General features: G+C 69.5%; 18 protein-coding genes and 1 riboswitch. Of the genes, 11 read left to right on the plus strand and 7 right to left on the minus strand.

Translation table 11 applies throughout. The features are described from left to right. Window positions 1-462 precede the first annotated feature (462 nt). The 4 genes from ACLPJJ_RS10895 to cobU all read right to left on the minus strand — a co-directional run bounded on the left by ACLPJJ_RS10895 (window position 463) and on the right by cobU (window position 3,083). A complete protein-coding gene (locus ACLPJJ_RS10895) occupies window positions 463-690 on the minus strand; it encodes a hypothetical protein (RefSeq protein ID WP_443591003.1) in 228 nt (75 codons plus the stop codon). A gap of 84 nt (window positions 691-774) precedes the next feature. Further along, window positions 775-1,536 carry an adenosylcobinamide-GDP ribazoletransferase gene (gene cobS, locus ACLPJJ_RS10900; protein ID WP_443591004.1) on the minus strand — a complete coding sequence of 254 codons (762 nt, stop codon included), beginning with the start codon at window positions 1,534-1,536 and terminating at the stop codon, window positions 775-777. Then, window positions 1,533-2,558 carry a nicotinate-nucleotide--dimethylbenzimidazole phosphoribosyltransferase gene (gene cobT, locus ACLPJJ_RS10905; protein WP_443591005.1) on the minus strand — a complete coding sequence of 342 codons (1,026 nt, stop codon included), beginning with the start codon at window positions 2,556-2,558 and terminating at the stop codon, window positions 1,533-1,535. Before cobT ends, cobS begins: the two co-directional genes overlap by 4 nt. A 24-nt stretch (window positions 2,559-2,582) precedes the next feature. Then, window positions 2,583-3,083 (minus strand): bifunctional adenosylcobinamide kinase/adenosylcobinamide-phosphate guanylyltransferase, encoded by a 501-nt coding sequence (gene cobU / locus ACLPJJ_RS10910; protein ID WP_443591006.1) that lies wholly within the window; start codon window positions 3,081-3,083, stop codon window positions 2,583-2,585. A gap of 64 nt (window positions 3,084-3,147) precedes the next feature. On the opposite strand from cobU, the gene ACLPJJ_RS10915 reads away from it, so the two are divergent. From ACLPJJ_RS10915 to bluB, 4 genes are read left to right on the plus strand one after another with little or no spacing between them, the layout of a single operon-like run. Then, a complete protein-coding gene (locus ACLPJJ_RS10915) occupies window positions 3,148-3,738 on the plus strand; it encodes a histidine phosphatase family protein (RefSeq protein ID WP_443591007.1) in 591 nt (196 codons plus the stop codon). A gap of 3 nt (window positions 3,739-3,741) precedes the next feature. Next, window positions 3,742-4,680 (plus strand): adenosylcobinamide-phosphate synthase CbiB, encoded by a 939-nt coding sequence (gene cbiB / locus ACLPJJ_RS10920; protein ID WP_443591008.1) that lies wholly within the window; start codon window positions 3,742-3,744, stop codon window positions 4,678-4,680. A 10-nt stretch (window positions 4,681-4,690) separates the two neighbouring features. Then, a complete protein-coding gene (cobD, locus tag ACLPJJ_RS10925) occupies window positions 4,691-5,671 on the plus strand; it encodes a threonine-phosphate decarboxylase CobD (protein ID WP_443591009.1) in 981 nt (326 codons plus the stop codon). After that, entirely contained in the window at window positions 5,661-6,284 is a 624-nt protein-coding gene (gene bluB, locus ACLPJJ_RS10930; RefSeq protein WP_443591010.1) for a 5,6-dimethylbenzimidazole synthase, read from the plus strand. The genes cobD and bluB overlap by 11 nt, the downstream gene beginning before the upstream one ends. On the opposite strand, the gene ACLPJJ_RS10935 is transcribed toward bluB, so the two are convergent. Beyond that, window positions 6,281-7,729, minus strand: coding sequence for a cobyric acid synthase (locus ACLPJJ_RS10935; RefSeq protein ID WP_443591011.1), 1,449 nt, complete (start codon window positions 7,727-7,729; stop codon window positions 6,281-6,283). The genes bluB and ACLPJJ_RS10935 overlap by 4 nt on opposite strands. Further along, window positions 7,729-8,346, minus strand: coding sequence for a cob(I)yrinic acid a,c-diamide adenosyltransferase (gene cobO / locus ACLPJJ_RS10940; RefSeq protein ID WP_443591012.1), 618 nt, complete (start codon window positions 8,344-8,346; stop codon window positions 7,729-7,731). Before cobO ends, ACLPJJ_RS10935 begins: the two co-directional genes overlap by 1 nt. A 48-nt stretch (window positions 8,347-8,394) precedes the next feature. Continuing rightward, a riboswitch (cobalamin riboswitch) is annotated at window positions 8,395-8,600 on the plus strand. A 98-nt stretch (window positions 8,601-8,698) separates the two neighbouring features. Here cobO and ACLPJJ_RS10945 point away from each other — a divergent pair. From ACLPJJ_RS10945 to cobJ, 7 genes are read left to right on the plus strand one after another with little or no spacing between them, the layout of a single operon-like run. Beyond that, window positions 8,699-9,061, plus strand: coding sequence for a DUF1636 family protein (locus ACLPJJ_RS10945; RefSeq protein ID WP_443591013.1), 363 nt, complete (start codon window positions 8,699-8,701; stop codon window positions 9,059-9,061). Next, complete coding sequence (cobW, locus tag ACLPJJ_RS10950) at window positions 9,058-10,074, plus strand: cobalamin biosynthesis protein CobW (RefSeq protein WP_443591014.1); 1,017 nt, start codon at window positions 9,058-9,060, stop codon at window positions 10,072-10,074. The genes ACLPJJ_RS10945 and cobW overlap by 4 nt, the downstream gene beginning before the upstream one ends. A 10-nt stretch (window positions 10,075-10,084) precedes the next feature. After that, window positions 10,085-13,339, plus strand: a complete 3,255-nt coding sequence (gene cobN / locus ACLPJJ_RS10955; protein WP_443591015.1) for a cobaltochelatase subunit CobN — start codon at window positions 10,085-10,087, stop codon at window positions 13,337-13,339. Continuing rightward, the gene (cobG, locus tag ACLPJJ_RS10960) at window positions 13,336-14,496 is read left to right on the plus strand and encodes a precorrin-3B synthase (protein WP_443591016.1); all 1,161 of its coding nucleotides are present in this window, start codon (window positions 13,336-13,338) and stop codon (window positions 14,494-14,496) included. The genes cobN and cobG overlap by 4 nt, the downstream gene beginning before the upstream one ends. After that, window positions 14,496-15,125 (plus strand): precorrin-8X methylmutase, encoded by a 630-nt coding sequence (locus ACLPJJ_RS10965; RefSeq protein ID WP_443591017.1) that lies wholly within the window; start codon window positions 14,496-14,498, stop codon window positions 15,123-15,125. Before cobG ends, ACLPJJ_RS10965 begins: the two co-directional genes overlap by 1 nt. A 2-nt stretch (window positions 15,126-15,127) precedes the next feature. Beyond that, window positions 15,128-15,844 carry a precorrin-2 C(20)-methyltransferase gene (locus ACLPJJ_RS10970; RefSeq protein ID WP_443591018.1) on the plus strand — a complete coding sequence of 239 codons (717 nt, stop codon included), beginning with the start codon at window positions 15,128-15,130 and terminating at the stop codon, window positions 15,842-15,844. Next, window positions 15,841-16,575, plus strand: coding sequence for a precorrin-3B C(17)-methyltransferase (cobJ, locus tag ACLPJJ_RS10975; protein WP_443591019.1), 735 nt, complete (start codon window positions 15,841-15,843; stop codon window positions 16,573-16,575). Before ACLPJJ_RS10970 ends, cobJ begins: the two co-directional genes overlap by 4 nt. Here cobJ and ACLPJJ_RS10980 read toward each other — a convergent pair. Then, a partial coding sequence (locus ACLPJJ_RS10980) for a precorrin-6A/cobalt-precorrin-6A reductase (RefSeq protein ID WP_443591020.1) occupies window positions 16,551-16,928 on the minus strand: 378 nt, incomplete at its 5' end. The two genes, cobJ and ACLPJJ_RS10980, sit on opposite strands and share 25 nt — an antisense overlap.

Consider the following 16,928-nt stretch of genomic DNA (forward strand, 5'->3'; position numbering starts at 1 on the left):
GTTTTGGGAATCCCATCCGATTCAATCAGATGGGAATACGCTCTAGGTCACCGACTTTTAAATCGCATCCAGATTCTGGCTGATGTGAGCTTCACTGTGAAGCAGCGTCACGCTGTGACCCCATAAAACCAAGCTAAATCTGATGGTTGATGCGCCGATAAGGCGCCGAAACCCCTTGCCGATTTACACTGAAGGTTGCGGTTACCCTGAAAGTAGCAAATCAAGGTGGTATCGGGCCCCCGCAACCAGAAACAACTTGTTGAAATATATTAAATTTGTTGGACGGCAGAGGGCTGAAGTGTGCACGATCCGGAGGCTCGTCAGGCTTTTAGCCTGATTCACAAAGTGCAACGTGAAAAATATATCAATAAAAACAACATATAAACAGACACCAAGATGTATTATCAACCTAGGGTGCACGTAGGGTAAATTGCTGCAAACTAAATGACGTGTTTACAGTCACTATCTGATTGGCGTGACGCTGCGCAGTGAACGGTGGCACGCTTGTCCCAGATGGCGATGGTGCTGATTTCCCAGCGCAGGCTGCTCCTGCAGCTCTGATGTCTTAAACAGGCCAAACGGGAGGGCGAGCACGTCGTTTTGCTGGCGCAGCAGGCCGAGGATCTTGTCGGTAAAGTTGGGGTTCCCATACAAGATCTTCTTGCCGGTCCAAGGGTGCGCCTGCACCACCTTGTGCCCCCCGGCAGATACTTGGCGCGGGCAGGAGCCAAACTGCCAAGCCCGCCTGTTGGGGCGAAGAGCGCTTAGCTCAGCTTAGCAGCAGGAGAGCCCCCCCAGTCCAGCCACTTCCGCGGCAATTTGTGCCGCACCGAGCACATCGCCAGTAAAACCGCCGATCTGCCGCCATGCCAGCAGGCCGATGCCCGCCGCCGCCACGGTCATGATCGCGGCGATGGACAGAAAACAGGGGAGGGTGGCGAGGCTTATCGCCACAGCCAGTCCCAGCCCCGCCAGCACCTGGGCGGGGCGCGCATTCGCCCCGGCGCTTTGCCCCAATCCTCCTAAGCGGGCTGGAGGCAGGGCGAGCATGAGTCCTGGCAGCAGCCCCCGGCTGAGCGCGCCCAGCCCGGCCAGATGCGCCACCAGCCCCGCCACCGGCAACTCCGAAAGAAACGCCGCCCGCAGCCCCAGCACCAAGACCAGCACTACCACGCCATAGGAACCGATCCGGCTGTCGCGCGTGATCTCCAGCTTGCGCTCACGCGTGGCCCCGCCGCCAAACCCATCAGCCACATCGGCCAGCCCGTCCTCGTGCATCGCCCCGGTCAGCAGCACGCTGACCGCCAGCGCCAGCAGCGCGGCAGGCAGAGGGTGCAGCCCGGCCCGCAAGGCCAGATACAGGGCCGCACCTGTCAGCCCCCCTACCAGCGTCCCTACCAGCGGATAGGCCCAAATGGCGGAAGATAGCGGCAGAGGCGCGCCCAGCCGCCCCACCGGCAGACGGGTCAGCAGCATCAGCGCCAGCCGGACCTCGTCCTGCCTGGCCTTCAGCCAGAGGCGGGCAGTTACCGTCATGCGCCGGAAATACCCGCCTCGGCGAAGGTGGCCATGCCATTATGCGCCTCCAGCGCCGCGCGTAGCACGCCCAGCGCCACCGCAGCACCCGAGCCCTCGCCCAGGCGCATGCCCAGATCCAGTATCGGCGCCTTACCCAGATGCGTGAGCAGGCCGCGCTGCCCTGGCTCGGCGCTGGCATGGCTGACGATGCAATGCGCCAGCGCGTCCCCTTCCAGCCGCGCCAGCACCGCAGCGGCGGCCGTGCAGATGAAACCATCCAGCAGCACCGGAATACGCTTCTCCCGCGCTGCCAGCACTGCGCCGCAGATCGCCGCCTGTTCGCGCCCGCCAAAGGCCATCAGCGTGGTGAATGGATCATCCAGCAGGGCTGCATGACGTTTTGCCCCCGCCTCGATCGCCGTAATCTTACGCTGGACGCCCGCATCATCGGAGCCGGTTCCCCGCCCCACCCAATCTGCGGCGGTGCCGCCAAAGGTAGCATAGGCCAAGGCCGCGGCCACGGTGGAGTTGCCAATGCCCATCTCGCCCAGCAACAGCACATCCGCCGTGGGGTCCAGGGCTTCAGCCCCGCGCGCCATGGCCTCCAGCAGCTCCGCCTCGCTCAGCGCCAGCCCTTGGGTGAAGTCTCCGGTCGGGCGGTCCAGTTCCAGCTCCACCACGGAAAGCTCCGCCCCGCTGGCCCGGCAGAGCTGGTTGATGGCGGCACCGCCGGCGCGGAAATTCGCCACCATCTGTGACGTCACCTCCTGCGGGTACGGGTTCACCCCCTGGGCGCAGACGCCATGGTTCCCGGCAAACACCACTGCCTGCGCCTTGCCGATGCGCGGGCGTTCCGTGCCCTGCCATCCGGCCATGAAGATGGCTAGGTCCTCCAACCGCCCCAGCGCGCCGGGCGGCTTGGTCAGGTTTGCCTGGCGGGTGCCGGCGGCCTCGGCGGCGGTCTCGTCCGGGCGGGGCAAAATAGCCAGACGGGCACGCAGCGTGGCGAGGGAATTGGCGGGGAAAAGTGGTTCGGTCATGGTCATCCTTTGGCAGTAGAACGTTTATTTCACCCGCAACGGATAGCCGGAGACGACGAGCTGCACCTCATCGGCCAGCCGGGCGATGCGCTGGTTCAGCCGCCCCGCCGAGTCGCGGAAGGCGCGGGCCAGCGCGTTTTCTGGCACAATACCCATGCCCACCTCGTTGGTCACCAGCAGCACGGGTGATGCCTGGGCCGCCAGCGCGGCGCAGAGGCGTTGCGTCTCGGCCTCCACGTCGCGTTCCGCGAACATCAGGTTGGAGAGCCACAGCGTCAGGCAATCCACCAGGCGCGGCCCGGCACCATCCGTGGCCGCCAGCGCCCCGGCAAGGTCCAGCGGCGCCTCCCGGTCCTGCCAGGGCGGGCCGCGCCGGGCGCGATGCTCGGCAATCCGCGCCGCCATCTCCTCGTCCCCCGCCTCGGCGGTGGCGATGTAATGCGGCACACCGGGCAAGCCCAGCGTCCTGGCTTCGGCGTAGGCGCTCTTGCCCGAGCGCGCGCCGCCTGTAATGAGTACGATCATGCAGCCCCTTTTCCAGGGCCAGACCAAACATCATTTTCCCTCCTTGAAAAGAGCCTGACCGATTATGGCGCCCCCAGTCGCCGCCGATATCATCCTCATCCGCCACGCCCCCTCATGCGGTGCGGGGCGGCTGGCCGGGCGGCTGGATATTCCGGCGCAATTGCCGGAAGGTGAGGCCCTGGCCCTGGCGCGGCGCCGTCTGACGGCGTTGGCGGGCGTTCCGGGGCGGGTGGTCTCCAGCCCCGCGCGGCGCTGCCGCGAGAGTGCCGCCGCTTTGTGTCCCGGCGCGGCTGTCATGCAGGATGCACGGCTCTGGGAGCAGGATTTCGGCGAATGGGAGGGGCTGGAGAGCGCCGCATTGCCCGATCTCGGCCCGCTGAGCCGGGAGGAAACCGCCGCCTTCCACCCGCCAGGGGGCGAGAGCTTCCTGGACCTCGCCGCGCGCGCCGGGGCGGCGCTGGCCGAGATCGCCGCCTCTGGCCCGGCCCTCATCTTCGCCCATGCGGGCACGGTGCGGGCGGGGCTGGGGCTGGCCCTGGGCCATGCGCCGCTCGGCCTCGCCTTCGAGATCGCGCCCCTCTCCGCCACCCTGCTGCGCGCTTTGCCGGGCGGGCGATGGTCCGCCGGCTTCGTCAATCTCAGCCTCATTGCCTGACCCATGGCTCACACCGCTCCCGCCGCCATGCTGGCGGCGCTGGCCATAGACGCCGCTCTGGGCTGGCCCGCGCCGCTGTTCGATCGCATCGGCCACCCCGTCACCTGGATCGGCGGGCTGATCTCCTGGCTGGACCGCCACGCCAATCGCGGTACCCCCGCCCGGCAGCGTCTGGCCGGGGTGGGGACGGCGCTGCTGGTCATCGGGCTCAGCGCCGCCGTGGCCTGGGCGGTGCAAGCCCTGCTGCCCACGGGCTGGGGCGGTGTGCTGCTGGCCGGTGTACTGGCCTGGCCGCTGGTGGCAGCGCGCTCGCTGCACGAGCATGTGGCAGCCGTGGCCACCCCGCTGGCGCGCGGCGACCTGACGGGCGCCAGGAAGGCCGTGTCGATGATCGTGGGGCGTGATCCTGAAAAACTGGACGGCGCCGGGGTGGCGCGTGCGTCGCTGGAAAGCCTGGCCGAGAACGCCTCGGACGGCGTCATCGCGCCGCTGTTCTGGGGCGCGCTGTTCGGCCTGCCCGGTATCGCCGCCTACAAGGCCATCAACACGCTGGACTCGATGATCGGCCACCGCACTCCCCGGCATGAGGCTTTCGGCTGGGCTTCCGCTCGCATCGACGACCTCGCCAATCTCATCCCCGCGCGGCTTACCGGATTCATGTTCGCCTGCGTCTCCGCCCGCCCCAGCGCGGCGCTGGCCTGCATGTGGCAGGATGCCAGCCATCATCGCTCGCCCAATGCCGGCTGGCCCGAGGCGGCCATGGCCGGCGCGTTGGGCATACGCTTGTCTGGACCGCGCAATTATGACAACCGGATCGCGAACGAACCCTGGATAAACGCGTCCGGACATGACCCGGACGCCACGACGATCTTCGCGGGGCTGGCCCTGTACCGGCGCGCACTGACCGCCGGGGCAGTGCTGCTGGCCCTGGCGATGTGGTGAGGAAACCCTAATGCGTGACCATGGCGGCAATCTGGACGTGGCGATGCGGCATTACGGCGGCACACCGGATGAATGGATCGATCTCTCCACCGGCATCAACCGCCAGCCCTACAAGGTGCCGCCCATAGAGCCGGCGGCGTGGACGGCGTTGCCCGCCAGCGGCGCGCTGGCGGCGCTCATCGGCGCGGCGCGCGCGGCCTATGGCACGCAGGGGCAGGTGCTGCCACTCGCAGGGGCGCAAGCCGCCATCCAGATGATCCCACGCCTTGCCGCGCCGGGCCGGGCGCGCATCGTGGCGCCCACCTATAACGAGCATGCGGCGGCGCTGCGCGGTATGGGCTGGCAGGTCAAGGAGGTGTCCACGCCGGAAGCGCTGGCAGGGGCCGATCTGGCTGTCATCGTAAACCCGAACAACCCGGATGGGCGGCAGGTGGAGCCCGCACGGCTACTGGCGCTGCTGCCGTTGGTCGGCAGGCTGGTGGTGGATGAAAGTTTCGCCGACCCCACGCCCGCCTTGTCACTGGCCCCGCAGGCCGGGCGCGACGGGTTGATCGTGCTGCGCTCTTTTGGCAAATTTTTCGGGTTGGCGGGCCTCCGGCTGGGGTTCGCGCTGGCTTCGGCGGCGGATGCGGCGGCACTCGCCCAGCTGGCTGGCCCCTGGCCGGTGAACGGCCCGGCGCTGCAGATCGGCGCCTTAGCCCTCGCCGACACGGCCTGGGTGGCGGCAACCCGCCTACGGTTGCAGGCCGAAACCGGACGCATGGACGCGCTGGCGGCTGCCGTGGGCTGGCATCTGGCCGGCGGCACCGCCTTGTTCCGCCTCTACGAGACGCCGGACGCAGCGCAAGCCCAGCGGCGCTTGGCACACGCGCGCATCTGGTCGCGCATCTTCCCCTATTCCGCGCATTGGCTGCGGCTTGGCCTGCCCGGCACAGAGGCCGAATGGGCGCGCCTCGCCCAGGCCCTGACGGAGGCGCCCCATGCAATTTAGCCCCGGCACGGCGGAGATGCTGGAGACGCTGATGCGCTGGCGGCGCGATGTCCGGCATTTCCGCACAGACCCCGTGCCCGCCCCGGTGCTGGCGCGGCTGCAACAGGCCATGGAACTTGCCCCCTCGGTGGGCAATTCCCGCCCCTGGAGGGTGCTGCTGGTGGAAAGCCCGGCCCTGCGCGCCGCTGTGCGGGCGGAGTTTGTCCGCTGCAACGCTCAGGCCGCCGGAATTTACGAGGGCGAACAGGCGGCGGCCTATGCCCGGCTCAAGCTCGCCGGGCTGGACAACGCCCCGGTGCAGCTCGCCGTGTTCACCGACCTCACCCCCCAAGCCGGACACGGGCTTGGCCGCCAGACAATGCCGGAGACACTGGAGCAATCCACCGCCATGGCCATCCACACGCTCTGGCTGACGGCGCGGGCGGAGAATCTAGGCATGGGCATGGTCTCTATCCTGGAGCCCGCCGCCATGGAGGCGCTGTTCGCGGCGGCGCCTTGCTGGCGCTTCTCCGCCTATCTCTGCCTCGGCTGGCCGGAATTCACCGATGACACGCCGCTGCTCCATCGTGCGGACTGGCAGAAGAACACCGCCATGCCCTGGCAGATACGCTAGCCCGCCAGCGCCAGCAGGGCGGAGACGTCCGTATGCGCCTCCATATGCGCGGCCAGCGTGTCCAGCGCGTCCTCCACCCCGGCGGTGTAGTTCAGCCCGCCCGCCTGGCCGCCCAGGGCGCGCAGGAAACCCGCACGGAAGCCATCCGCCGCGAACAGCCCGTGCAGATAGCTGCCCATCACCAGCCCATCGGGCGATACGGCGCCTTCTCCTTGTCCGCCAATGCGCGCAAAGGGCCGCGCCCGCGCCGGGCCGGTGCTCTCACCGATATGGATTTCGTAGCCGGAGAACGCCGCGCCGCTGGCCTCATGCACGGCCTGCACCAGCCGCAGGCGCTTCTGCGGGCGCATCTCGGTCTCGATCTCCAGCAGCCCCAGCCCCTCGACTTCGCCGGGCGGGCCTTCCAGCCCCTCGGCGTCGCGGATCACCCGCCCCAGCATCTGGTAGCCGCCACATAAGCCCAGCACGGCCCCGCCGCGCCGGACATGCGCCCGCAGGTCGATATCCCAGCCTTGCTCGCGCAACGCCACGAGATCGCCACGCGTGGATTTGCTGCCGGGCAGAATCACCAGCACCGCATCGCCGGGAATGGCTTGGCCGGGGCGCACCATCACCAACTCCACGCCCGGCTCGGCGGCCAGCGGGTCGAGATCGTCGAAATTGGCGATGCGCGGCAAAGCGAGGCAGGCGATGCGCAACGCCCCGCCGCGCGCCCGCGGCCGGTACAAATCCTGGGCATCCTCCGCCGGCAAACGCGCCGCGCCGGGAAAATAGGGCAGCACGCCAAAGCCCAGCCAGCCAGTGCGCGCCGCGATCAGCGCATAGCCGTCATCAAACAAGCGCGGATCGCCGCGGAATTTGTTGATGATGAAGCCGCGAATCATCGCCGCGTCCGCCGGGTCCAGCACCGCCTGGGTGCCGACCATCTGCGCGATCACCCCGCCCCGGTCGATATCCCCCGCCAGCACCACGGGCACATTGGCGGCACGGGCGAAGCCCATATTGGCGATGTCCCCGGCGCGGAGATTCACCTCCGCCGGGCTGCCCGCGCCCTCCACGATGACAAGATCATGCCCCGCCTTCAGACGTTCGAAACTCTCCAGCACGCGCGGCATCAGGCTGGGCTTCAGCGCCGCGTAGTCCCGCGCCCGCAGTGTGGCCAGGCGCTGCCCCTGCACAATGATCTGCGCCCCGGTCTCGGCCTCGGGTTTCAGCAGCACCGGGTTCATGTCCACCACAGGCGGCAGCCCGGCGGCCAGAGCCTGCAACGCCTGGGCCCGGCCGATCTCGCCGCCATCCGCCGTCACCGCCGCGTTGTTGGACATGTTCTGCGGCTTGAACGGCGCCACGCTCAGCCCGCGCCGCCGCGCGGCCCGGCACAGCCCTGCCACCAGCAGCGATTTGCCGACATTCGAGCCCGTGCCCTGGATCATCAGCGCCGGCATTAAAACTCTACCCCCGGCTGCGCCTTGATCCCGGCGGGGAACGGATGCTTCACCTGCGTCATCTCGGTCACCAGATCCGCCGCCTCCACCAACTCCGGCGCGGCGTTGCGGCCGGTAAGCACCACATGCGTCATGGGCGGCTTCTCCTCGCGCAGAAAGGTGAGCACCTCGCCAAGATCGAGATAGCCGTAGCGCAGCGCGATGTTGATCTCATCCAGCAGCACCAGGCGCAGGGTTTCGTCGCGGATCAGATCTTTGGCTTTCTCCCACCCGGCCCGCGCGGCGGCGATGTCGCGGTCCTTGTCCTGCGTCTCCCAGGTGAACCCTTCGCCCATGGCGTAGAACTGGCACAGCTCCGAGAAATGTTCAGTCAACAGGCGGCGCTCGCCCGTATCCCACCCGCCTTTGATAAACTGCACCACGGCGCAGGGCATGTCGTGGGCAATGCAGCGCAGCACCATGCCAAAGGCGGCGGAGGATTTGCCCTTGCCCGCCCCTGTATGCACGATGACCAACCCCTTCTCCCCGGTCTTGCCCGCCATCATTTTGTCGCGCGCGGCTTTGATGCGCGCCATCTTGGCGGCGTGGCTGGCGGCGTCCTCTGGGGGCAGGGGCATGGCTTCATCCTGGGCAACGTTGCTTGACAATCGCTCCCGCATGCGGCCTGTCATGCGGTCGTGCTGGTGCCTGGCTTATGTCAGGCCAAAAGGGAATACGATAGGGGCTCCGGTCCCGAGGCGTAGCCGCCCCCGCGACCGTGACCGGAGAGGCCATCCATCGCCACTGGCAGCAGCCGGGAAGGCGGATGACCACAGGGCCCAACCGGCCCCTATCCGTAAGCCGGGAGACCTGCCAGCCGAGGATTGCAACGGGCGGACGGGGTGTGCCGCTGCCGGGTAAAGGGTGATGCCTGCCAAAGGCGCGCCCCCGGTTTCGCGCGCCCCGCCCGCCGGAGACTGAAGGATGCCAATGGGCGCGACGCTGCATGTCTGCATCACCTGCCGGGCCGGCACGGTGCCGGAGGAAGGCCAGCCCTGTCCCGGCACACGGCTACACGCGGCGCTGAGCCAGGAGGCCGCGCCTGAAGGCGTGCGCATCCGCCCGGTGGAATGTCTCTCCGCCTGCGGCAAGGGCCCGGCCATCGCGCTCTCCGCCCCTGGAAGCTGGTCCTATATCCACGGCCCCATGCAACCGGAGGATTCCGCCGTTATTCTAGCCTTTGCCGCCGCCTATGCCGCCACGCCAGATGGCATCGTGCCCTGGCGCGAGCGCCCGGCCCTGTTCCGCAAGCACGTAATTGCCCGCCTTCCCCCTCAGGAGACCAATGAATGACCGACCTCGCCAAAATCCCTGTCACCGTCGTCACGGGCTTTCTCGGCGCGGGCAAGACCACGCTGATCCGCCATTTGCTGCGCAACCCCGGCGGGCGGCGCTTGGCCGTGCTGGTCAACGAGTTCGGCACGGTGGGCGTGGATGGCGACATCCTGCGCGGCTGCGCGGATGAAAACTGCCCGGAAGACGCCATTCTGGAACTGGCCAATGGCTGCATCTGCTGCACGGTGGCGGACGAGTTCATCCCCACCATGGAGCGCCTGCTGGCCCTGCCGAACAGGCCGGACCATATCCTCATCGAGACCTCCGGCCTGGCTCTGCCCAAGCCGCTCTTGAAGGCGTTCGACTGGCCGGCGATCCGCTCGCGCGTGACGGTGGACGGCGTCATCGCCCTGGCCGATGCCGAGGCCGTGGCCGACGGCCGCTTCGCCCCGCTGCCCGCCGAAGCCGCCACGCCCACCGAGCATGAGACGCCGCTTTCCGAGGTATTCGAGGACCAGATGGCCTGCGCCGATCTCATCCTGCTCAGCAAGGCGGACCTCGCCGGAGCGGCGGGGCTGATGGCGGCGCGCGCCGCCATCGCCGCCGAGCTGCCACGGCCGGTGCCCATGCTGCCGGTGACGGAAGGCAACATCGACCCCGCCGTGCTACTGGGGCTGGGGGCGGCGGCGGAGGCCGATCTCGCCCAGCGCCCCTCGCACCACGATGCCGAAGATGGGCATGAGCATAATGACTTCGCGACCGTGGTGGTGGAACTGCCGGAACTGGCGTCGCCGGAACCCTTGCTGGCCGCCATTGAGCGCCTGGCGCGCGAGCAGAACATCCTGCGCGTGAAAGGGCATATCGCCATCGCGGGCAAGCCGATGCGCCTGCTGGTGCAGGCGGTGGGCCCGCGCGTGCGCAGCCAGTACGACCGCCCCTGGGGCGCGCAGCCCCGCGCCTCCCAGCTGGTGGTGATCGCCGAGATTGGCGATGTCGACGAGGCGGCGATCCGCGCCACCCTGGGCGGCTGACAGCGCGGCCATGCACATCGTCTTCCGCGAGAGCCACGGGCTGGAAGAGACGGAAACGCCCTTCGACCCCGGCCAGGACCCGGCTGATCTCGTGGTGCTCTCCTTCTCGGACAGCGATCTCGGCGCCTTCGCGGCGGCCTGGCATCAGGCCCAGGCGGCGGGGCGGGCGCTGCCCTCGCTACGCCTCGTCAATCTGGCGGCCCTTCGCCACCCTGTCTCGGTGGATAATTACGCCGAGGCGACGCTGCGCGGGGCCAAGGCGGTGCTGGTCCGGCTGATCGGCGGCGAAGCCTATTGGGCCTATGGGCTCACCAGCCTGCAAACTCTGGCCCGCGAGACAGGGCTGCACCTCGCCATCCTGCCCGGTGACGGCCGGCCCGACCCGGCGCTGGACGCGCTTTCTACCCTACCTATCCCCGCGTTGCGCGAACTCGCCCGGCTCTGCGAGATGGGCGGCGCGGCGGCGGCCGAGGCAGCGCTGGCCCGTCTGGCCCAGGAAGCCGGGCTGAACGTGGCGGCGGTGCCCAGTCCGCCCCCTCTGCCTGAATGCGGGCTGTATCTGCCGGGGGCTGGCGCCGTGTCCGCCTTGCCTGCGGGGGCGGGGGCTGACGTGCCGGTGATCTTCTACCGTTCCTATCTCACCGCTGCCGACACCGGGCCCATCGACGCGCTCATCCCCGCGCTGACAGAAGCCGGGTTCAACGCCTACGGGCTGTTCGTGCCGTCGCTGAAGGCCCCGGCTGCGGCGGATTGGGTGGCCCGGCATCTGGCCGCCCGCCCGCCCGCCGCCATCGTCAACGCCACGGCCTTCTCCGCCACCGGCGAGACCGGCGCCACACCGCTGGACGGCCCCGGCGCGCCGGTGTTCCAGGTGGCACTCTCCACTGCCCTGCGGCGCGACTGGGAAGCCGCCGCGCGTGGCCTCTCCCCGGCTGATCTCGCCATGCATGTCGCCCTGCCGGAAATCGACGGCCGCCTGTTCGCGGGCGTGGTCAGCTTCAAATCCTCCGGCAAGCGCGATGAGTCGCTGCAATATTCCCGCTTCACCCACCGCGCCGTGCCAGAGCGCGTGGCGGCGGTGGCGGCCAAGGTGGCGGCGTGGCACCGCCTCGCGGTCACGCCCGCCCCGGCGCGGAACTTCGCCCTGGTGCTCTCCACCTATCCCGGCCGGCCGGATCAGATGGCCCATGCGGTGGGGCTGGACACGCTAGCCTCCGCCAACGCGCTGCTGGAGGATTTACGGGCAGGGGGCTACACCGTGGCACCCGTGCCGGAGCTGCCGGAACGTCTGCGCCAGGCCAGCCTCGCCTGGCCCCTGACCGAATACCGCACCGCGCTGGCGCAATTGCCGGAGCCGCTGCGCGCGGCCCTGGCCGAAGCCTGGGGCGCGCCGGAAGATGATCCGTTGGCACTGAACGGCGCATTCCATTTCCAGGCGGTGCAGGCGGGGAGGGCTCTGGTGGCGTTGCAGCCCGAACGCGGCCAGGCAGCGGGGCGCGAGGGCGCGTATCACGACCTCGCCGCCACGCCCTGCCACGGCTATGTGGCGTTTTACCTCTGGCTGCGGGGGCGGGGCCTGCACGCGCTGGTGCATATGGGCGCGCATGGCACGCTGGAATGGCTGCCGGGCAAGGCCGTGGCGCTCTCGGCCGAATGCTGGCCGGAGGCGCTCATCGGCCCCCTGCCGGTGATCTACCCCTTCATCGTCAACGACCCCGGCGAGGCCGCCCAGGCCAAGCGCCGCACCGGGGCGGTCACCATTGGCCATCTGCCCCCGCCGCTGGCCGAAGCTGGCCTGCCCGAGGGGCTGACCCAGCTGGAGGCGCTGCTGGATGAATACGCCACCGCCGAGGGGTTGGACCCGCCCCGGCGTAACCGGCTGATCAGCGCCATACGCGAAGAAGCACAGGCGCGCGGCATCGAGCAGGATCTTGGCCTGCCGCCGGAAGCCTCGCTGGCCGAGGCGGTGACGCGTATCGACCGCTTCGTCTGCGACCTGAAGGAAAGCCGGTTTGGCGAGGGGCTGCATATTTTTGGTCGGGGCGAATGCGGCGCCGAGGAGCGGGCTGGTTTGCTGGCGGCGCTGGCGGGACGGCGCGTGCCGCCCGGCCCTTCCGGCTCTCCGGCGCGCGGGCGGCGGGACGTGCTGCCCACGGGGCGCAACATGTTCGCCGTGGACCCGCGCGCCGTGCCCACCCCGGCGGCCCACGCCCAGGGCGTGAAGCTGGCCGAGGAGCTGCTGCGAAAGCATTTGCAGGATCAGGGCGACTGGCCGAAGGGGCTGCTTGTTGACCTCTGGGGTTCGGCCACCATGCGCACGGCGGGCGAGGATTTTGCCATGGCGCTGCATCTGGCCGGGCTCGCCCCGCGCTGGCAGGCGGGAGGCGGCCGGGTGGATGGCTTCGAGATTCTGCCCCTGGCGATGCTCGGGCGCCCGCGCATCGACGTCACTTTGCGCGTCTCCGGCCTGTTCCGGGATATCTTCCCCCAGCTTGCCCAGCTCTTCGAGGCAGGGGCGGCGGCGCTGGCCGCACGCGGGGAAGACCCGGCGGACAACCCCTACGCCCAGCCTGCCCCCCGCGTCTTTGGCCCCAAGCCCGGTGCATACGGGCTGAACATGGGCGCGGCGCTGGACGAATTCTCGCCCGAGGCGCGTGGCCGCGCGGCGGAGGCATGGCTCACCGGCTCGGGCTGGAGCATCGGCGCGGACGGGCAGGCGCGGGAGGACCTGCCAGCGCTGGAAGCGCGGCTTGCGGGCACGGATGGTTTTGTTCACGCCCAGGATCTGCCCGAGACCGATTTGCTGCTGGCCACCGACTACGCCGCGCATGAGGGCGGGTTCGCCGCCGCCATGGCGCACCTTGGCCATGCCGCCCCGGCGCTCTACCATCTGGACGTGACCCGCCCGGACCAGCCTTGCGCCCGCAATCTACCCGAGGAGATCGCCCGCGTAGTGCGGGCGCGCGCCGCCAACCCGGCCTGGGCCGAGGGGATGATGGCGCATGGTTTCCGCGGCGGCGCCGAAATCGCCGCGACGCTGGACCACATGGCCGCCTTCGCGCATTTGGCCAATGCCGTGCCCGCGCATCTGTTCGACCTGTATCACGAGGCAACACTCGGGCGGCCCGAGGTGGTGAGTTTCCTGGCGCGGGAGAACCCGGCGGCGCTGGCGCGGCTGCACGATGTCTTCCACCGCCTGCGCGCGGCTGGGCTGTGGTGCACGCTGAGCAACGCCATTGCCGCCAGCCTGGAGGGCGGAGCGTGAACGGCGGACTGATCAAGGGCTGGTGCCCCGGCGCGCATCGCCCGATGGCGGCCGAGGACGGGCTGATCCTGCGCATCCGCCCGCCCGGGGGACGGCTTTCCAGTGCCCAGGCGCGGGGGCTGGCGGATCTGGCCCGCGCGCATGGCCAGGGCACTCTATCGCTGACCACCCGCGCCAATGTGCAGATGCGCGGCATCGCCCCGGCTGACCACGCCGCGATCCTGGCACGGCTGGCGGCACTCGGCCTGCTGGATGCAGATGCCGCCGCCGAGCAAGCGCGCAACATCGCCGTCACGCCGTTCTGGCGGGCGGGGGACGGCACGCTGGAACTAGCCACAGCCCTGGCCGACGGGCTGGCGAACTTATGCGGCCTGCCCGCCAAATTCGGCTTCATGGTGGATACCGGTCCCGCCCCGGTGCTGGGTGGCACTTCCGCCGATATACGCTTCGAGCGCGCAACGGACGGCACGTTGCTGCTGCGGCCCGACGGTGCCACCCAAGGCCAGCCCGTACAAACGGCGGAGGCAGTGGCGCGAGCATTGGCGCTGGCGGGCTGGTTCATCGCCTCGGGCGGGGTGAAGGACGGGCGGGGGCGCATGCGCACGCATCTCGCCACGGGGCACACCCCGCCGCCGGGCTTGGCAGGCACCACACCCAGCGCCGCCGCCCTGCCGGAGCCGCTGCCCGGGCCGTGCGCGGCGGGTGTTCTTGCCGCCTTCGCCTTTGGCGAGCTGCAAGCTGAAACGCTGGACGCCCTGGCTAGGCTGAGCGGGGAAATCCGGCTGACCCCGTGGCGGATGCTGCTGCTCCCCGGCCTTGCCACGCTGCCGCCGCTGCCGGGACTGATCGCCGACCCCGCCTCGCCGCTGCCGCGCGTCTTTGCCTGCACCGGCGCGCCGGGCTGCGGCCAGGCCCTGGGGGAAACCCGCGCCTGGGCGGCGGGCCTCGCCTCGCATCTGCCCCCGGGGATGTGCGTGCATGTCTCGGGCTGCGCCAAGGGTTGTGCCCACCCGGGGCCAGCGGATGTCACCCTCACGGCCACGACGGCGGGCTTCAGCCTCATCCGCAATGGCGCCGTCAGCGCCGCGCCGGAGATGGAGGGACTTGACCCGGAGAGCCTCCTCCGCCACCCCGAACGGATTTTCGGAATCTGCTGATGCCCCATGCCTACGAGACAGATGGCGCCGCCATCTACCGCCAATCCTTCGCCACCATCCGGGCCGAGGCCGCCCTGGCCACATTCACGCCCGAGGAGGAGCCGGTGGTGGTGCGGATGATTCACGCGCTGGGGCTGGTGGGGCTGGAGCGGCATGTGCGCTTCACGCCCGGCATGGTGGCGGGGGCACGCGCGGCGCTTGAGGCTGGTGCGCCCATTCTCTGCGATGCCCGCATGGTCAGCGAGGGCATCACCCGCCCGCGTTTGCCCGCCGGGAACGACGTGATCTGCACCCTGCGCGACCCTGCCGTACCCGCGCTGGCGGCACGGCTCGGCACCACGCGCAGCGCCGCGGCGCTGGAGCTGTGGCGACCATATCTGGGCGGGGCGGTGGTGGCCATCGGCAACGCGCCCACGGCGCTGTTCCATCTGCTGAACATGCTGGAAGATCCTTCCTGCCCGCGCCCGGCGGCGATCATCGGCTGCCCGGTCGGCTTTGTCGGCGCGGCGGAATCCAAGGCGGCGCTGTTTGCCGCCCCGCCAGCCCCGGCGCTCATCGTGGAAGGGCGGCTCGGCGGCTCGGCCGTGACCGTGGCGGCGGTCAACGCCATCGCCAGCCGAGCGGAATGAGCATGGGCCGGATCATCTGCGTGGGGCTCGGCCCGGGCGACCCGGATCTGATGAGCGTGCGGGCCAGCCGCCTCGTCGCCGGGGCGCGGCACGCCGCCTATTTCCGCAAGGCCGGGCGGCAGGGGCAGGCGCGGCGCATCGTGGCCGGGCTGCTGCGCCCGGACTGCGTGGAGTACCCGATGGAATACCCCGTCACCACCGAGCTGCCTTTCAACAGCCCGCTCTATATCAATCTGCTTTCCAGCTTTTACGATGACTGGGCGGCACGGCTGGCCGAACTCGCGAGGACGGAGGAGGTCATCGTGCTCTGCGAGGGCGACCCGTTCTTCTACGGCTCCTTCATGCATCTGCACACAAGGCTGCGCGGCCGCGCAGCGGTGGAGGTGGTGCCGGGGATCACCGGCATGTCCGGCTGCTGGACGGCGACGGGCGAGCCCATCACCTGGAGTGACGACGTGCTCACCGTGCTCACCGGCATTCTGCCCGAGGCCGAGCTGACTCGCCGCATGCGCGACAGTGACGCGCTGGTGGTGATGAAGACCGGCCGCAATCTGCCGAAGATTCGCCGGGCCCTCAGCACCGCCGGGCGGCTGGAGCAGGCTTGGCTGGTGGCGCACGGCACCACACGGCAGGAACGCGTGCTCCGCCTAGCCGAAATGCCGGAGGAGGAATGCCCGTATTTCGCGATTGTGCTGGTGCACGGGCAGGCGCCGGCATGAGCGGCTGGCTGGCCATTGCCGGGCTCGGCCCGGGCGATGACGCACTGCTGACTGGCGAGGCGCGCGAGGCGCTGGCGCTGGCGACAGACATACTAGGTTACAATCCGTATGTCGCCCGTATCCAGCCCCGGCCGGGGCTAACCCTGCACCCCTCGGACAACCGGGAGGAACTCGCCCGCGCCCGCCATGCATTGCGCCTGGCAGCGGCGGGCGGGCGTGTGGTGATCGTCTCCTCCGGCGACCCTGGCGTGTTCGCCATGGCGTCGGCGGTGTTCGAGGTGCTGGGCGAGCATGAGGACTGGCTGTGTCTGGATATCCGCGTGCTGCCCGGCATCACCGCCATGCTGGCAGCCGCCGCGCGGGCGGGCGCGCCGCTGGGGCATGATTTCTGCGCCATCAACCTCTCGGATAATCTCAAGCCCTGGGCGCTGATCGAACGCCGCCTGCGCCTTGCCGCCCAGGCCGATTTCGCCATGGCCTTCTATAATCCGCGCTCAGCCTCCCGGCCCGAGGGGCTGGGCCGCACCCTGGCCGTGCTGCGCGAGGAATGTGAGAAGGAGCGGCTGCTGGTGTTCGCCCGGGCCGTGAGCACGCCGCAGGAACGGCTCACCACCGTGACGCTAGCAGAGGCCACGCCGGAGATGGCGGATATGCGCACGGTAATTCTGGTGGGCAACAAGGCGACCACGCGGGTAGGACGGTTCGTCTACACCCCGAGGCGGGCGGAATGAGCGAGCCAGGAGAGCGCGTCCTCCACATTTGCCGCCACCTGCCGCACGGGCGGGGTTGGGCGCTCGATCATCAGCACCTTCAGCCTCAGCGCCCTGGCGGCGTCGAGCTTGGCGCGCGCAGCTTCGCCCCCGGCATTTTTGGCGATGATGAGTTCAATGCGGTGCTGGCACAGCAAGGCGAGGTCATCGGCCAGGGTGAATGGCCCGCGCGCCAGCACAATTTCGGCCCGGGGCAGAGGCAGCGGCGCGGTTGGCGGGTCCACCAGACGCAGCAGATAGAAATGCTCCGGCGTGGCCGCGAATTCGGCCACGCCCAGGTTGCCGATGGCCAAAAAGATTCGCGCGGGCCGAGC

The sequence above is a fragment of the Acidocella sp. genome, from assembly GCF_052326845.1.
Lineage (GTDB): Bacteria > Pseudomonadota > Alphaproteobacteria > Acetobacterales > Acetobacteraceae > Acidocella.

What these genes read in the sequence shown, in the direction of transcription:
- cobS (WP_443591004.1), bottom strand. Translation starts at nt 1,536, where the DNA reads ATGACGGTAACTGCCCGCCTCTGGCTGAAGGCCAGGCAGGACGAGGTC.
- cobT (WP_443591005.1), bottom strand. Translation starts at nt 2,558, where the DNA reads ATGACCGAACCACTTTTCCCCGCCAATTCCCTCGCCACGCTGCGTGCC.
- cobU (WP_443591006.1), bottom strand. Translation starts at nt 3,083, where the DNA reads ATGATCGTACTCATTACAGGCGGCGCGCGCTCGGGCAAGAGCGCCTAC.
- ACLPJJ_RS10915 (WP_443591007.1), top strand. Translation starts at nt 3,148, where the DNA reads ATGGCGCCCCCAGTCGCCGCCGATATCATCCTCATCCGCCACGCCCCC.
- cbiB (WP_443591008.1), top strand. Translation starts at nt 3,742, where the DNA reads ATGGCTCACACCGCTCCCGCCGCCATGCTGGCGGCGCTGGCCATAGAC.
- cobD (WP_443591009.1), top strand. Translation starts at nt 4,691, where the DNA reads ATGCGTGACCATGGCGGCAATCTGGACGTGGCGATGCGGCATTACGGC.
- bluB (WP_443591010.1), top strand. Translation starts at nt 5,661, where the DNA reads ATGCAATTTAGCCCCGGCACGGCGGAGATGCTGGAGACGCTGATGCGC.
- ACLPJJ_RS10935 (WP_443591011.1), bottom strand. Translation starts at nt 7,729, where the DNA reads ATGCCGGCGCTGATGATCCAGGGCACGGGCTCGAATGTCGGCAAATCG.
- cobO (WP_443591012.1), bottom strand. Translation starts at nt 8,346, where the DNA reads ATGCCCCTGCCCCCAGAGGACGCCGCCAGCCACGCCGCCAAGATGGCG.
- ACLPJJ_RS10945 (WP_443591013.1), top strand. Translation starts at nt 8,699, where the DNA reads ATGGGCGCGACGCTGCATGTCTGCATCACCTGCCGGGCCGGCACGGTG.
- cobW (WP_443591014.1), top strand. Translation starts at nt 9,058, where the DNA reads ATGACCGACCTCGCCAAAATCCCTGTCACCGTCGTCACGGGCTTTCTC.
- cobN (WP_443591015.1), top strand. Translation starts at nt 10,085, where the DNA reads ATGCACATCGTCTTCCGCGAGAGCCACGGGCTGGAAGAGACGGAAACG.
- ACLPJJ_RS10965 (WP_443591017.1), top strand. Translation starts at nt 14,496, where the DNA reads ATGCCCCATGCCTACGAGACAGATGGCGCCGCCATCTACCGCCAATCC.
- ACLPJJ_RS10970 (WP_443591018.1), top strand. Translation starts at nt 15,128, where the DNA reads ATGGGCCGGATCATCTGCGTGGGGCTCGGCCCGGGCGACCCGGATCTG.
- cobJ (WP_443591019.1), top strand. Translation starts at nt 15,841, where the DNA reads ATGAGCGGCTGGCTGGCCATTGCCGGGCTCGGCCCGGGCGATGACGCA.